The organism is Leclercia sp. M50, from assembly GCF_037150775.1.
Classification (GTDB): Bacteria; Pseudomonadota; Gammaproteobacteria; order Enterobacterales; family Enterobacteriaceae; genus Enterobacter.
Genome location: NZ_JBBCPK010000033.1, coordinates 31,102 through 45,646 on the forward strand (window position 1 = coordinate 31,102; position 14,545 = coordinate 45,646).

Here is a 14,545-nt window from a genome sequence, read left to right on the forward strand (position 1 = left end):
GCAGGGTCCTTGTTACGGAAAACGACGGCGGGCGTTGGCTTCCCGCGCGGCGCGGGCCACTTCCACCGGCACAACCCGGCGTCCGACCGGCCATAGAGCGATGGCGGCAATTTTGAAATTGGCGATCCCGACGGGGATGCCAATCAGGGTCAGGCACTGGGCGATCCCCGCCGCAATATGCATCACACACAGCCACCAGCCGAAAAAGATCAGCCACAGAATATTGAGCAGCGTTCCGCCGGTGTTCATCAGCGTACTTTTACTGTCAGGCTCCAGTTCATCCACGTGAACCGCTTCGTTACCGTAAGGCACCAGCGAGAGTTTGGTGATTTCCCAGCAGGAGCGCGTCAGCGGCAGGGTGAAGATCAGCACCACGCTGACCAGCGTCGCCAGCAGCCAGGAGAGGGTAGTGACAAAACCACCCAGCACAAAATTCAAAATATTCAGAACGGTACGCATAAAACCTCAATTCTTGCCGTAATGTTGAAGCCCTGCTGATTGTAACGTTTTTTTGCGCTGGAGCACCTGAAAACTGGCAGTTAAACTGTTATGCAATTATTCACGTCGTGGATCAGGCTGGACATGGAACTGAAAGCAACATCGTTAGGCAAGCGCCTGGCACAACATCCGTACGACAAAGTCGTTCTGCTCAACGCCGGGGTCAAGGTCTCAGGCGAACGTCATGAATATCTCATCCCTTTCAACCAGCTATTGGCCATTCACTGCAAACGCGGCCTGGTCTGGGGGGAGCTGGAGTTTGTTCTGCCCGATGAAAAAGTGGTCCGTCTGCATGGCACCGAGTGGGCGGAAACCCAGCGTTTTCACCACCATCTGAACACGCTCTGGCAGCAGTGGAGTGCTGAAATGAGTGAGGTGGCGGCGCAGGTCCTGCAAAACGCGCTGAATGACATTGCCGCAACAAATGAGCAAAACAGCTGGCTGACGCGGGAAAAAACGCTCGGTTTGCAGCAAAAAATTCGCCAGGCGTTACAGGCCTTGCCATTGTCCGTCTCACGGCTCGACGAGTTTGATAACTGCCGGGAAGCCTGGCGTCAGTGTCAGGCCTGGCTGGAAGACATTGACCAGAGCAGGCTGGCGCACAATCAGGCGTGGACCGACGCCATGCTCAGCCAGTACGCCGATTTTTTTGCCGGTATTGAGTCTTCCCCCCTCAATCCGGCCCAGGCCCGGGCGGTGGTCAATGGCGAGTCGTCGCTGCTGGTGCTGGCCGGTGCCGGTAGTGGCAAAACCTCGGTGCTGGTGGCCAGGGCAGGCTGGCTGCTGACCCGCAATGAAGCCTCTGCCGATCAGATTTTACTCCTGGCCTTTGGCCGTAAGGCGGCCCAGGAGATGGATGAGCGGATCGAGGCGCGGCTGCATACCCGCGACATTACCGCCCGAACCTTCCACTCCCTTGCCCTGCACATCATTCAGCAGGGGAGTAAAAAGGTGCCCGTGGTCAGCGAGCTTGAAAATGACACCGCGGCGCGGCAGAAGCTATTTATCGATGCCTGGCAGCAGCAGTGTAGCGAGAAAAAAGCACAGGCCAAAGGCTGGCGCCAGTGGCTGGAAGAGGAGCTGAACTGGGACGTGCCGGAGGGCAGTTTCTGGCAAAACGAGAAGCTGGCGCGCCGACTGGCACCCCGGCTCGATCGCTGGGTAAGCCTGATGCGCATGCACGGTGGCGCTCAGGCAGAGATGATTGCCGGCGCCCCCGAAGAGGTGCAGGCGCTGTTTTCAAAGCGGGTGAAGTTGATGGCACCGCTGCTTAAGGCGTGGAAAGCTGCCCTGAAAGCAGAAAACGCCGTTGATTTTTCCGGCCTGATTCATCAGGCGATCGTTATTCTGGAGAAAGGTCGTTTTATCAGCCCCTGGAAACACATACTTGTGGATGAGTTTCAGGATATCTCCCCTCAGCGTGCGGCGCTGCTGGCGGCGCTGCGGGCACAGAACAAGCACACCACCCTGTTCGCCGTGGGGGACGACTGGCAGGCGATCTATCGCTTCAGCGGCGCACAGCTGTCGCTGACTACCGCGTTTCACCATTACTTTGGCGAAGGCGATCGCTGCGATCTCGACACGACTTACCGGTTCAATAACCGGATCGGTGAGATTGCCAACCGCTTTATCCAGCAGAACCCGCATCAGCTGGCAAAACCGCTGAACAGCCTCTCGGCAGGGGACAAAAAAGCGGTCACGCTGCTGGCAGACGATCAGCTTGATGCCCTGTTGGATAAGCTCAGCGGTTACGCCAGACCGGAGGAGCGCATTCTGGTGCTGGCGCGCTATCACCATCTCAAGCCCGCCAGCCTGGAGAAAGCCGCGACCCGCTGGCCAAAGTTGCAGCTGGATTTTATGACCATCCACGCCAGCAAGGGGCAGCAGGCGGACTATGTCATCGTCGTGGGGTTACAGGAAGGAAGCGACGGTTTCCCGGCGCCTGCGCGCGAATCGGTCATGGAGCAGGCTCTGCTGCCTGTGACTGAAGACTTTCCCGATGCCGAAGAGCGGCGATTGTTATATGTGGCGATGACCCGCGCCCGCCACCGGGTCTGGTTGCTGTTCAATAAACAGCAGCCGTCACGCTTTGTGGAGATGTTGAAAAACATCGATGTGCCGGTGGCACGGAAACCGTAGGCCGGGTAAGGCGAAGCCGCCACCCGGCAGGGCGGGCATTTACTTCAGACGTTCAGCCAGATAGCGCTGATAATCCGGGATCAGGATCTCCACCGGCGAGTTGAACTGTGGGGATTCGATAATAAAGTCCGCCGTCGACAGGTTAGTGGCGACCGGAATATTCCACACCGTTGCCAGACGCAACAGGGCTTTTACGTCCGGATCGTGCGGTACTGCATTGAGCGGGTCCCAGAAGAAGATCAGCACATCAATCTTTCCTTCCGAAATCTGGGCGCCCACCTGCTGATCGCCCCCCATAGGGCCGCTCAGCATGGCATTCACCTGCAGCCCGGTCTCACGATGGATCAGGTTGCCGGTTGTTCCGGTGGCCGAAAGCTGATGTTGTCCCAGCAGGGATTTATGGCGCTGAACCCAGTTGAGCAGCATCTGTTTGCAGTGATCGTGCGCGACAAGGGCGATATGTTTGCGTTCCGGCAGTGTGCGGGTTGTGAGTTCCATAGTCTCTATCCGTTAGTTAACTGGCTACAGATTACTGGAAGCACCTGACGCTGCAAGAGAAAGGGATAAAAAATGCGGCTCAGGACGAGGGTTGTTGCTTCGCCCATTGCAGGAAACGGCTTCGGGTCTCGGGATCGGCCTGGGCAAACCAGTATTTCAGGCGCTGCTCCGTCATGCTCTGGGATTGCGGTGGCGGCATATCCAGTTCAGACACGCCGGACAAGAGCGTGCTGTCATCGGCCATGGTGGTAGAAAACTGCGGTATCGAGGCGCTCTGCCCGGCTTTGTTATAGCGCTCGGTATCGTACTCGTAATTAACGCCATTCGGCGTATTGGTGATCGCCAGAATATCCAGCTTGACCGGAATCGGGGTCGCGTCACCATCCAGCAATTCGATTTGCGGTGATTTATCAAAAAGTTGTGACTCTTTTTCTGTTTCCAGCCGCGGAAGGCTAAAATTAACCTGACTGATCCGCTGGGTGTTAAAGCTGGCGACCAGAGGAGGGGAGATATAGATGCGCTCCTCGTGATTGCCAAGGCGAATGGTTTTTTCTACCCGGAAGACAATCTGATGCGGACCGTTGTCGAGCTCTATGCTATCGGCGCCGCGCAGCAGGGAACTGGAGACTTTTTTGCCATCAAGTACCAGCAGGTCGATGTCTGTAGAGAGCCGCAGCGTTGTGGCGAAAACGCAAACCGGCATGAGCAGCGCAAACAGACTCCAGGCAATGCCGGTTTTCATAGAGAGCCCTCTTAAAAGACATGCGTCTTGAATAATGTATCAAAATTTTTCGTTAATCATATTTACTAACATATAGACAGGGTCCGGCAATTTGCCCTCATACAGACGTATGGGATGAGAAGATACTTAACGGCGCTGATACCCGGTTTGAACGAGCCAGGAGGAGATAAATGAAAGAGAACAACATAGCTGACATCCTTACCACCACCCGAACTATTGCGTTGGTAGGGGCGAGTGATAAGCCCGATCGCCCGAGTTATCGGGTGATGAAATACCTGCTCGACCAGGGCTATCACGTGATCCCGGTATCACCAAAAGTGGCAGGTAAAACATTGCTGGGCCAGCAGGGATACGGCACCCTGGCGGAAGTACCGGAAAAAATCGACATGGTGGATGTGTTCCGCAACTCTGAAGCGGCCTGGGGGGTGGCGCAGGAAGCCATTGCGGTCGGGGCGAAAACGTTGTGGCTACAGCTCGGGGTAATCAATGAACAGGCGGCGGTGCTGGCACGGGATGCAGGCCTGAATGTGGTGATGGATCGCTGCCCGGCCATTGAGATCCCCCGTCTCGGGATGGCGAAGTAATAAAAAACCCGGTCAGCCGTGGGCTACCGGGTTTTCATTAGTTACGCAGGCGCGGCGCCTGCAACTGTTTGCGGATCGTTTGCGCCAGTTCATCCATCGATGGCTGTTCAGGATGTTCATCCTGCTGTTCGCTACTTAACTGGGCTTCGGCAAGATAGGTATGCACGGCCTGGCCATCGTCATCTTCCATCACCACGTGGTACCAGGGCGCGGCGCGGAGTTCTGCATTCACCGCCAGCTCATCCGCTGACGGCTCGTCGAGAGAATATTCCGGGTCGATATCCACGACCACACCCAGATAACCTAACAGGGAATGGCGGACCTGCTGGCCGATACCGAATTTGCTGGCATTCATAGTCACCTCCCGGGAAATGTTACTTACACTATAGATGTGGGCAACATTCCACTTTTCAAGTTACATGATGCGACAGGCAAATCCTTTCAGATACAGCCCTTCCGGATAGGTAGCGATCACCGGATGATCGGCCGCCTGACGGAACTGCTCTATAAATTGTACATCACGACCAGCATCTACAGCGGCATCCGCGATAATTTTCTGGAATAATTCGTTGGTCATCAGGCCGGAACAGGAGAAGGTCAGCAACACTCCGCCCGGGTTAAGCAGCTGGATAGCGAGCATATTAATGTCTTTATACCCACGACAGGCGCCCATCAGCTGGTTTTTATTTTCCACGAACTTCGGCGGATCCATGACGATCACGTCAAACGTCTCGCCCTGGTCGCGGTATTTGCGCAGCAGCTTAAAGACGTCATCGCGCACAAACTCGGCTTTACTGAGATCCAGCTTGTTCAGCTCGACGTTCTGCTTCGCCACGTCCAGCGCTTCCTGGGACGTATCCACGCTCACCACCTGACGACATCCGCCCATCAGCGCCGAAACCGCAAAACCGCCGGTATAGGAGAAGCAGTTCAGCACGCGCTTGTCGGCAACGTACTGGCGTGTTGCCAGACGGCTGTCGCGCTGATCGAGGTAGTAACCGGTTTTGTGGCCGCCCTGAATATCCACCAGCAGTTTCATGCCGTGCTCTTCGATAGGCAGCAGGGCAGGTGGCAGTTCGCCCGTTACCGGACCCTGTGTCAGTTCCATGCCCTCTTTTTTACGCACCGCGACGTCGCTGCGATCGTAAATGGCACACTCAGGGAACAGCGTCTGCAGCGCGCTGATTAACGCCGCGCGTTGATACTCCGCCCCCGCGCTTAGCAGCTGCAGCACCAGGAAATTGCCAAAACGGTCGATGGTCACGCCTGGCAGACCGTCGGATTCACCGGCGATCAGACGATAGCTGTCCAGCCCGTCGCGTTTTGCCAGCCAGTCGCGCCACTGCTGCGCCTGCTCCAGGCGACGGACAAAGAAGTCGATATCGATGGATTCATCTTTATCAAACGTCCAGACGCGCGCCCGGATCTGGGACGCAGGCGAGTATGCGCCGCGCGCTAACCATTTACCCTGGTGGTCAACGATATCGATGGTTTCACCGAGGCTGGCTTTGCCTTCCATACGGGCAACTGCACCGGAGAAGACCCAGGGATGGCGGCGCAGCAATGATTTCTCGCGCCCTTTGGCTAACACTAAACGTACACTCATAATTTTCTGTTCTGTCGATTCCAGGGAAATGGCGCGTAGAGTAGCACAGATGGTCAGTGGCAATCATCTGCGGACACTATTGAGCGTTTCGGCACATTTTAAAATCGCTCAGGCACATTATGAATTCGTCGTGAGCTTTACAGTGAGGTTTCCGGTTCAGCAAAAGGAAACCACAATGAAAAAGCACATTGCCATCGCCGCCATTACGCTGGCGACAATCAGTTTTACTGCGTCTGCGGCATTGCCGTTTAGTCTCAGCAGTCAGGATATCGCCGACGGCCACCCCTTAACGCAACAGCAGGTTTTTACTGGCTTTGGCTGCAAGGGAGGAAATGCCTCGCCACAGCTGGCCTGGCAGCATCCCCCGGCGGGCACAAAAAGTTTTGCCATCACGGCCTACGATCCAGCCGCCCCCACGGGCAGCGGCTGGTGGCACTGGACCCTGGTCAATCTTCCCGCTCACACGCTGAGCCTGCCCGCTGGCGCCGGAAAAACGAACAGCGATAAATTACCCGCAGGGGCGGTGCAGGGGCGGAACGATTTCGGGTATGCTGGCTTTGGTGGGGCGTGTCCGCCGGAAGGGGATAAACCGCACCCCTATCAGTTCACCGTCTGGGCGCTGAATGTGGATAAACTGCCAATCGACAGTAATGCCAGCGGCGCGCTGGTCGGTTTCATGCTCAACAGCCATGTACTGGCTAAAGCGCAATTAACCGCAACATACGCACGATAAAAGGTGGTCCGGTGCAGGATTTTCATTTTCAACATAATCATCTGACAGCGGCTGAGGTCAATGCCAGCAAAATGCATCGCCTGCACCACGTAAAGCTTTTTTACCCGGCCATTTGCCATATTACACACGGCAGCAAGGTGATTATTCAGGATGAGCGGCGCTTAGTGGCGACGCCGGATGAGCTAATCATTATTCCGGCGAATACCCCAATGGAGATCATTAATCAGCCCTCGCAGGAGCTGTTTCATTCCGATCTGCTGCTGTTATCCCCCGACATTATCGCCGAGTTTAAAACGCGCTACCTGCAATCCTGGCCGCGCGCCAGAACGGACTCGTTGTGTGCTCCGCTCAGCGAAGGGCTGGCCTTTATGTGGAGCAATCTGCTGCATGCGGTGCGGCACGGTTTTCCGGAAGAGCTGCAAAAGCATCAGGCCTTCGGGCTCCTGCTGGCGCTGCTGCATGATGGGGTAGCAGGGCCGCTGCTTATCGAGAGAAATATCAATCTTACCGAGCAGGTACGGCATTTCATCATGGTGTCGCCCGGTAAGGCATGGACCGCGCAGGAGATCGCCAGCCGTCTGGCCGTAAGCGTACCCACCTTGCGCCGACGCTTACGGGAAGAGTCGCAAAGTTTTCGCCAGATTGTGGAGGAGGTACGCATGGCGGTAGCGCTCTCGCAGCTACAGTCGACCCGCCTGCCCATCGGCGAGATCGCCATGCAGTGCGGGTACCTGTCCAGCTCGCGTTTCACGGCCCGTTTCCGCCAGCATTACGGCTGTTTGCCCAAAACGCTACGCTAAACCTGGAGCCATAATTTGCTATTCTTTGGGTTCGGGTCAGGCATGGATAAGGGGAGGGAGTATGGCAAATGTCTGCATCATCGCGTGGGTTCACGGCACGGTTCAGGGTGTGGGCTTTCGTTACAGCACGCAGCGAGAAGCCACGGAGCTGGGGCTGACCGGTTACGCGCGTAATCTGGATGACGGAAGCGTCGAAGTGGTGGCCTGCGGCGAGGCGGAACAGGTCGATAAACTGCTCGCCTGGCTTAAGGCGGGCGGGCCGCGCATTGCACGGGTTGAAAAGGTTCTGTCAGAACCGCATCAACCCGGCCGGGAATACGTGAACTTCGGTATTCGCTATTAAATGCACTTCACGGGCTTAGGCAGACCGGCGATTTTGGTCGCCTGTTTTGCCGGGCCTTTCGGGAACAGACGATAGAGGTAGCGGCTGTTGCCTTTCTCCTCGCCATACTTATTGGCCATCGCTTTCACCAGCATGCGGATGGCGGGAGAGGTGTTAAATTCCAGATAGAAGTCGCGCACAAAGCGCACCACTTCCCAGTGCTCTGGCGTCAGGGCAATAGACTCTTTTTCGGCGATAATCGCCGCCAGCCCTTCGCTCCACTGGCTGGTCTCTTTCAGATAGCCTTCGCTATCGGTCTCAATCTCTTTACCTTTAAAGTTCAGCATAATCATCACGGAATTATCGAAAACCGCAACAGTTTACCAAAAAAGAAAGCCCCGCATAAGCGGGGCTGGTTATAGAGCACTGTCGGTTAATCGCGGCTGGCGAAGCCCAGGATGCTCAACAGGCTGACGAAGATGTTGTACAGCGATACATACAGGCTCACGGTAGCGCGGATGTAGTTCGTCTCACCGCCATGAATGATGTTGCTGGTTTCCATCAGGATCGCCCCGGAGGAGATCAGGATGAACACGGCGCTGATAGCCAGGTGCAGAGCTGGCAGCTGCAGGAAGATGTTCGCCACCATACCGATCAGCACTACGACGATGCCCGCCATCAGCATACCGCCAAGGAAAGACATGTCCTTGCGGGTGGTCAGCACATAGGCAGAACAGCAGAAGAAGACCAGTGCTGTCCCCCCCAGCGCCAGGCCGATCAGATCGCCCATACCGGCAGACAGGTAGGTGTTAAGCATTGGCCCCAGGATGTAGCCCAGGAAACCGGTGAAGGCGAACGCCGACAAAATACCTACCGGCTTGTTAGCCGTTTTGTAGGTCAGGAACATCAGACCATACATACCTACCAGAGTCAGGATCAGCCCCGGCGATGGCAGCATCAGCACGGTGCTGGCGGTGGCCGTCAGCGCGGAGAAGGCCAGCGTCAGGCTGAGCATAAAGTAGGTATTGCGCAGCACCTTGTGGGTGCTGAGTAGCGATGTGCGGTCGCGTGAAGAACTAATAATACGATCCATGAGTCACTCTCTTATGACAGATGTAATTGACGGCAAGAATAGAAAACGACGCGCCGGTTATAAAATGGTTTTACCCATCTTTACTCAGCATCTTAGGTATTGAGGTAGCATGAAATGTTTCGCAATGCGCTCAATGCAGCACAAACCCCGGTTTGTCAGGATTAATCAGATCAAGCTCTTATAGGTCACTGAAATATATTGCCTTATTCCAGCCCCAGCGCTAAGAGTTATTTTGCATCGTCAAAACTAAACTATAAGGCGAAGGACATGAAACCCTCATCACAAGCAACATTTACCCTCTCTTTACTGACGGCAGGCATCCTGTGCGCAAGCACAACGGCGTTCGCCGCCAGTGTACCGGCAGGAACAGAGCTGGCAGAGAAGCAGGAACTGGTCAGGAATAATGGCAATGAGCCGGCATCGCTCGATCCGCATAAAGTCGAAAGCGATGTCGAATTCAATATTATCAGCGATATATTCGACGGGCTGGTGAGCGTCTCGCCGCAAGGTGAGATCCAGCCGCGGCTGGCCGAGAAATGGGAGAACAAAGACAACACCGTCTGGACCTTCCATCTCCGTCCAGGGATTACCTGGAGTGACGGTACAGCGATTACAGCCCAGGACGTAGTCTGGAGCTGGCAGCGGCTGGTGGACCCCAAAACCGTCTCGCCGTATGCCAGCTTCCCAGGCAACATGCATATGGTCAACGCCACCGATATCGCCGAGGGGAAAAAAGCCCCTGATACCCTGGGGGTGAAGGCGCTGAACGACACCACCCTGGAAGTGACGCTGGATCAGCCCAACGCGGCATTTCTTGCCATGCTGGCGCACCCGTCTCTGGTGCCGGTGGATAAGGTCCTGATTGGTCGCTACGGCGAGAAATGGTCCAGGCCGGAGCACTTTGTTGGCAGCGGGGCCTATACCCTCAAGCAGTGGGTGGTCAACGAGCGGATCGTCGCCGAGCGCAACCCGCGCTACTGGGACAATGCCCATACGGTGATCAACAAGGTGACTTATCTGCCCATCACCTCCGAAGCCGCCGACGTGAACCGCTACAGGGCGGGTGAAATCGATATCGCTTATACGCTGCCTATCAACCAGTTCGCGCAGCTGCAAAAAACGCTGGGCAAAGAGGTGGATGTTTCCCCGCAGCTGGCAACCTACTACTACCAGTTCAATACCTCCCGGCCGCCGTTTAACGATCCGCGCGTGCGCAAGGCGCTGAACCTGGCGCTGGATAAAGAGATTATTGCCGGGAAGGTGCTGGGGCAGGGGCAGCGTCCGGCCTGGGTGATTAGCCAGCCGGATATCGGCGGGGTGAAACTGAAAAATCCGGATTACGCCAGCTGGCCTATGGATAAACGCATCGCCGAAGCGAAAAAACTGCTGAACGACGCAGGCTTTAACGACGGCCACCCGCTCAGCTTTAATCTCCTGTATAACACCTCTGAGTCACACCAGCGGATTGCCATTGCCGTCAGCTCGATGTGGAAGAAAAACCTCGGCGTGGAGGCGAAGCTGCAAAACCAGGAGTGGAAAACGATGCTGGATACTATGCATACCCACAATTTTGACGCGGTACGCTACGCCTGGATCGCCGATTTCGACGATGCGGCGACTTTCCTGAATAACTTCCGTACCGGTGACAGTCAGAACACCACCCAGTACAGCAATGCCGCCTATGACGAGGCGCTGGCTAATGCCGCGAAGGCGAAAACCACCGCCGAGCGCGGGGCATTTTACCAGCAGGCCGAAGATCTGCTGGCGCGGGATGTCCCGGCTATTCCGGTCTATCACTACGTGCGCACCCATCTGGTGAAGCCGTGGGTGGGCGGATTTACGCCGGATAAGCTGGGGTACTACTTCACCAAAGATATGTATATCAAAAAACACTGAGCAGTCAGCGCGTGATTTTGTGCTGATAAAATGGTCAGGATGTTGGCTATTCAACCGATTAACCGCATTTTGACTATTTTTCAGGCGAACGATCGCGGGCACGCTTTACAGGGCGCAAGGAGCTGTTTATAGTTCGCCTCATTCTGGAAGTGTGGCCGAGCGGTTGAAGGCACCGGTCTTGAAAACCGGCGACCCGAAAGGGTTCCAGAGTTCGAATCTCTGCGCTTCCGCCAGATTAGATAAGCCCTGCGATAGCAATATCGCGGGGCTTTTTCTTTTGTCGTTTTACCTGTCCGATGACATTATGTCAGTCAACTAAAAACCCGATCTCAATAAATTAAACCCAGTAAACACAAGGATATAACCCGATGACAATGCCATCAGCACCTGCATAAGCAGCGTAAATTTGCTAACCTCAAAGAGGTGATTCCTCACATCCGGATTAATGGAATAGATAAAATATGAGTGAAAATAACACCACCCCCCAGAAGTCTGAAAGCAAGATTAACAAAGCGGTATTCTATACATCTGCTTTGTTAATTTTCCTTCTCGTTGCTTTTGCAGCGATTTTTCCTGACGTAGCCGACAAAAATTTTAAACTGCTGCAGCAGCAGATATTCACCAACGCCAGCTGGTTCTACATCCTGGCGGTCGCGCTGATCTTACTCAGCGTGACCTTCCTGGGGTTGTCGCGCTACGGCGATATCAAACTTGGCCCCGATCATGCCCAGCCCGATTTCAGCTATCACTCCTGGTTTGCCATGCTCTTTTCAGCGGGTATGGGGATCGGCCTGATGTTCTTCGGCGTGGCCGAGCCGGTTATGCACTATCTCTCTCCACCGGTAGGTACGCCCGAGACCGTCACCGCCGCGAAAGAGGCGATGCGGCTGACCTTCTTCCACTGGGGGCTTCATGCATGGGCTATCTACGCCATTGTGGCGCTAATCCTGGCCTTTTTCAGCTACCGGCACGGCCTGCCTCTGACGTTGCGCTCGGCGCTTTATCCCATTATTGGCGACAAAATTCATGGTCCGATAGGCCATGCCGTTGATATTTTTGCCGTTATCGGTACCGTTTTTGGGGTGGCGACCTCGCTGGGTTATGGCGTGCTGCAGGTGAACGCCGGGCTCAATCATCTCTTCGGGGTGCCCATCAACGAAACGGTGCAGGTTATCCTGATCGTGGTCATCACCGGGCTCGCGACAATTTCCGTGGTCTCCGGGCTGGATAAAGGCATTCGTATCCTGTCCGAGCTTAACCTTGGGCTGGCGTTACTGCTGCTGGCGCTGGTACTGTGCCTGGGGCCAACCGTGTTGCTGCTGAAATCCTTCGTGGAAAACACCGGCGGCTATCTCTCCGAGCTGGTGAGTAAGACGTTCAATCTTTACGCCTACGAGCCAAAATCCAGCGACTGGCTGGGTGGCTGGACGCTGCTCTACTGGGGCTGGTGGCTCTCCTGGTCACCGTTTGTCGGGATGTTTATCGCCCGCGTCTCCCGCGGCAGAACCATCCGTGAATTCGTCACCGGGGTGCTCTTTGTTCCCGCGGGCTTCACGCTGATGTGGATGACCGTCTTCGGCAACAGCGCGATCAATCTCATCATGCGCGAGGGGGCAACCGATCTGGCGGATACGGTGCAGCAGGACGTTGCGCTGGCGCTCTTCAACTTCCTTGAGCACTTCCCGTTCTCGTCTGTGCTGTCGTTTATCGCCATGGCGATGGTCATCGTCTTCTTTGTCACCTCGGCCGACTCCGGGGCGATGGTGGTGGATACGCTGGCATCCGGCGGCGAGGCCAATACTCCCGTCTGGCAGCGCATTTTCTGGGCCGCGCTGATGGGCGTGGTGGCGATTGCGCTGCTGCTCGCGGGGGGGTTAAGCGCGCTGCAAACCGTTACCATCGCCAGCGCGTTACCGTTTTCCATCATCCTGCTGATTTCCATCTACGGGCTGCTCAAAGCGCTGCGTCGGGATTTAACCAAACGCGAGAGCCTGAGCATGGCGACCATTGCGCCGACCGCGGCCCGCAATCCTATTCCGTGGCAGCGTCGTTTACGCAATATTGCCTATCTGCCAAAACGATCGCTGGTGAAACGCTTTATGGATGAGGTCATCAAACCGGCGATGATCCTCGTGCAGGAGGAGTTGAGCAAGCAGGGCACGGTGAGCCGAATCAGCGATGCCTCAGACGATCGTATTCGTCTTGAGGTGGACTTAGGCAACGAACTGAACTTCCTCTATGAGGTGAGGCTGCGGGGCTATAACTCTCCGACCTTTGCCCTGTCGGCGATAGACAACGACGAACAGCAGGCGGAGCAACACCGATACTATCGTGCGGAAGTCTACCTCAAAGAAGGGGGACAGAATTACGACGTGATGAGCTGGAACCAGGAGCAGCTGATCAACGATATTCTCGACCAGTACGAAAAGCATCTGCACTTCCTGCATCTGGTTCGTTAACATCATTATGCCGCCTCCTCAGGCGGCATTTTTTATGCCCAACTACGCGGCTATGCCGTGTTTGCACGCCCCCTTTAAAATCCTTCTTCTATACTCAGTTACGTTTAGTGATCTATGCCGCTGTTTTTCTTACTGCCTGAGTTTCTCGCTATTGCCCATGCAAGTCGCAGCCGCATAAATCCACGAGCCTGAATTATTAGTTAATTTTTGTTTTGATAGGGGGAGTTCCTGGTATGTTACATTCTCAATCCTCCCGCGCTGGCACGGTATTGCTGCTGCTGGCAGCGGTCATTGGCGTCGCGGTGGCGTTATACGCCTGGCTGACGCCTCTTACCGGCGTTACCGATACCATCGGTGCGCTGGGCGTCGCCATTGCCAGCGCGGTACTGGCGGTACTGACCTTGATGTTACGTGCCGCATCTGGTCGTGGGGCGCGTATCTTTCTGATTATCGTCACCCTCGTGGTACTCATTGGTATTGGGTTCGCCGCCGCGCTGCTGCACCAGTACATCATTACTGTAGCGATGGTGGTCGGCCTGATTGGTCTGATTATGCTGAGCAGCAAGCCCGTTCACCACAATACCCGCGTCAGAGCCTGAGGAGTCCCACCCGTGTATAACGATAAACACTACCCCTTTATGAAAGTCAGCATGACGGCGCTGGCGCTGCTGATCGCGCCACTCTCTGTGCAGGCGCAGGATAAAGCCACTGAGGCCTCTCAGGGAACGCAAGAAGAGCTCAACGTGGATGCAGCGGATCAGCAGGCGCCGGGAACCACCAAAACCACCGATGAAGCCTCTACCGGGCAGAGTGAGGGACAAAAAGTGGCTTCGGCTGAGCAACCAGCGACCCCGCTGGTGCCCTCTGCCGCCACCTGGGACAGCTTCCACGGACAGCTTAACGCGCAGAAATACAGCCCGTTGACCCAGATCACGGCGGAGAACGTCGGTAAATTGACCAAAATCTGGGAGTTCCATACCGGCGATGTGTCGGATGGTAAAGGCGACACCCCCGCAACCGTCTGGTCAGCAACACCCATTTTTGCTAACGAGACGCTCTATATCGGTACCCCTTTCGATCGCCTGATTGCGCTGGATCCGGGCACCGGGAAAGAGAAGTGGCACTACGACACGAAGTCTTCGCGTAAAGCGCTAACCCAGCCTGTGCTGAAAAAC

The 14,545-nt window shown here is 55.6% G+C and carries 15 protein-coding genes, 1 tRNA gene and 1 pseudogene; 10 read left to right on the forward strand and 7 right to left on the reverse strand.

The genetic code is table 11. The features are described from left to right. Nucleotides 1-12 precede the first annotated feature (12 nt). A complete protein-coding gene (locus tag WFM46_RS10265; RefSeq protein WP_103178960.1) occupies nt 13-459 on the reverse strand; it encodes a YccF domain-containing protein in 447 nt (148 codons plus the stop codon). A gap of 123 nt (nt 460-582) precedes the next feature. Here WFM46_RS10265 and helD point away from each other — a divergent pair, with 123 nt between their 5' ends. Continuing rightward, nucleotides 583-2,637, forward strand: a complete 2,055-nt coding sequence (gene helD, locus WFM46_RS10270) for a DNA helicase IV (protein ID WP_103178961.1) — start codon at nt 583-585, stop codon at nt 2,635-2,637. Nucleotides 2,638-2,676: 39 nt separating this feature from the next. Here helD and mgsA read toward each other — a convergent pair whose 3' ends face one another. Then, nucleotides 2,677-3,135, reverse strand: coding sequence for a methylglyoxal synthase (gene mgsA, locus WFM46_RS10275; RefSeq protein WP_103178962.1), 459 nt, complete (start codon nt 3,133-3,135; stop codon nt 2,677-2,679). 79 nt (nt 3,136-3,214) lie between these two features. After that, nucleotides 3,215-3,877 (reverse strand): curli synthesis inhibitor, encoded by a 663-nt coding sequence (gene csgI / locus WFM46_RS10280; RefSeq protein WP_103178963.1) that lies wholly within the window; start codon nt 3,875-3,877, stop codon nt 3,215-3,217. Between the two features lie 170 nt (nt 3,878-4,047). On the opposite strand from csgI, the gene WFM46_RS10285 reads away from it, so the two are divergent. After that, nucleotides 4,048-4,461, forward strand: a complete 414-nt coding sequence (locus WFM46_RS10285) for a CoA-binding protein (RefSeq protein WP_103178964.1) — start codon at nt 4,048-4,050, stop codon at nt 4,459-4,461. 37 nt (nt 4,462-4,498) lie between these two features. On the opposite strand, the gene hspQ is transcribed toward WFM46_RS10285, so the two are convergent. Both hspQ and rlmI read right to left on the reverse strand, forming a co-directional pair. Next, nucleotides 4,499-4,816: a heat shock protein HspQ gene (gene hspQ / locus WFM46_RS10290; protein ID WP_103823342.1), complete on the reverse strand. Its 318-nt coding sequence runs from the start codon at nt 4,814-4,816 to the stop codon at nt 4,499-4,501. A gap of 60 nt (nt 4,817-4,876) precedes the next feature. After that, nucleotides 4,877-6,067, reverse strand: coding sequence for a 23S rRNA (cytosine(1962)-C(5))-methyltransferase RlmI (gene rlmI / locus WFM46_RS10295; protein ID WP_336997578.1), 1,191 nt, complete (start codon nt 6,065-6,067; stop codon nt 4,877-4,879). Between the two features lie 175 nt (nt 6,068-6,242). Here rlmI and WFM46_RS10300 point away from each other — a divergent pair, with 175 nt between their 5' ends. The 3 genes from WFM46_RS10300 to yccX all read left to right on the forward strand — a co-directional run bounded on the left by WFM46_RS10300 (nt 6,243) and on the right by yccX (nt 7,943). Then, nucleotides 6,243-6,800 (forward strand): kinase inhibitor, encoded by a 558-nt coding sequence (locus tag WFM46_RS10300; RefSeq protein WP_159339190.1) that lies wholly within the window; start codon nt 6,243-6,245, stop codon nt 6,798-6,800. Between the two features lie 71 nt (nt 6,801-6,871). Beyond that, a complete protein-coding gene (locus WFM46_RS10305; protein ID WP_442913454.1) occupies nt 6,872-7,600 on the forward strand; it encodes a helix-turn-helix transcriptional regulator in 729 nt (242 codons plus the stop codon). A gap of 61 nt (nt 7,601-7,661) precedes the next feature. After that, entirely contained in the window at nt 7,662-7,943 is a 282-nt protein-coding gene (yccX, locus tag WFM46_RS10310) for an acylphosphatase (protein ID WP_156654232.1), read from the forward strand. On the opposite strand, the gene tusE is transcribed toward yccX, so the two are convergent. Further along, nucleotides 7,940-8,269 (reverse strand): sulfurtransferase TusE, encoded by a 330-nt coding sequence (gene tusE, locus WFM46_RS10315; RefSeq protein WP_336997580.1) that lies wholly within the window; start codon nt 8,267-8,269, stop codon nt 7,940-7,942. The genes yccX and tusE overlap by 4 nt on opposite strands. 86 nt (nt 8,270-8,355) lie before the next feature. Beyond that, entirely contained in the window at nt 8,356-9,015 is a 660-nt protein-coding gene (gene yccA, locus WFM46_RS10320) for an FtsH protease modulator YccA (protein WP_103823337.1), read from the reverse strand. Nucleotides 9,016-9,282: 267 nt separating this feature from the next. On the opposite strand from yccA, the gene WFM46_RS10325 reads away from it, so the two are divergent. From WFM46_RS10325 to WFM46_RS10345, 5 genes and pseudogenes are all read left to right on the forward strand, one after another. Then, nucleotides 9,283-10,911: an ABC transporter substrate-binding protein gene (locus WFM46_RS10325; protein WP_336997581.1), complete on the forward strand. Its 1,629-nt coding sequence runs from the start codon at nt 9,283-9,285 to the stop codon at nt 10,909-10,911. 145 nt (nt 10,912-11,056) lie between these two features. Continuing rightward, nucleotides 11,057-11,144, forward strand: a tRNA-Ser gene (locus WFM46_RS10330). 228 nt (nt 11,145-11,372) lie between these two features. Then, nucleotides 11,373-13,370 carry a BCCT family transporter gene (locus tag WFM46_RS10335; protein WP_336997582.1) on the forward strand — a complete coding sequence of 666 codons (1,998 nt, stop codon included), beginning with the start codon at nt 11,373-11,375 and terminating at the stop codon, nt 13,368-13,370. Between the two features lie 233 nt (nt 13,371-13,603). Beyond that, entirely contained in the window at nt 13,604-13,969 is a 366-nt protein-coding gene (locus WFM46_RS10340) for a hypothetical protein (protein WP_336997583.1), read from the forward strand. Nucleotides 13,970-13,981: 12 nt separating this feature from the next. Next, a pseudogene (locus tag WFM46_RS10345) lies at nt 13,982-14,545 on the forward strand (PQQ-binding-like beta-propeller repeat protein); the annotation flags it as partial.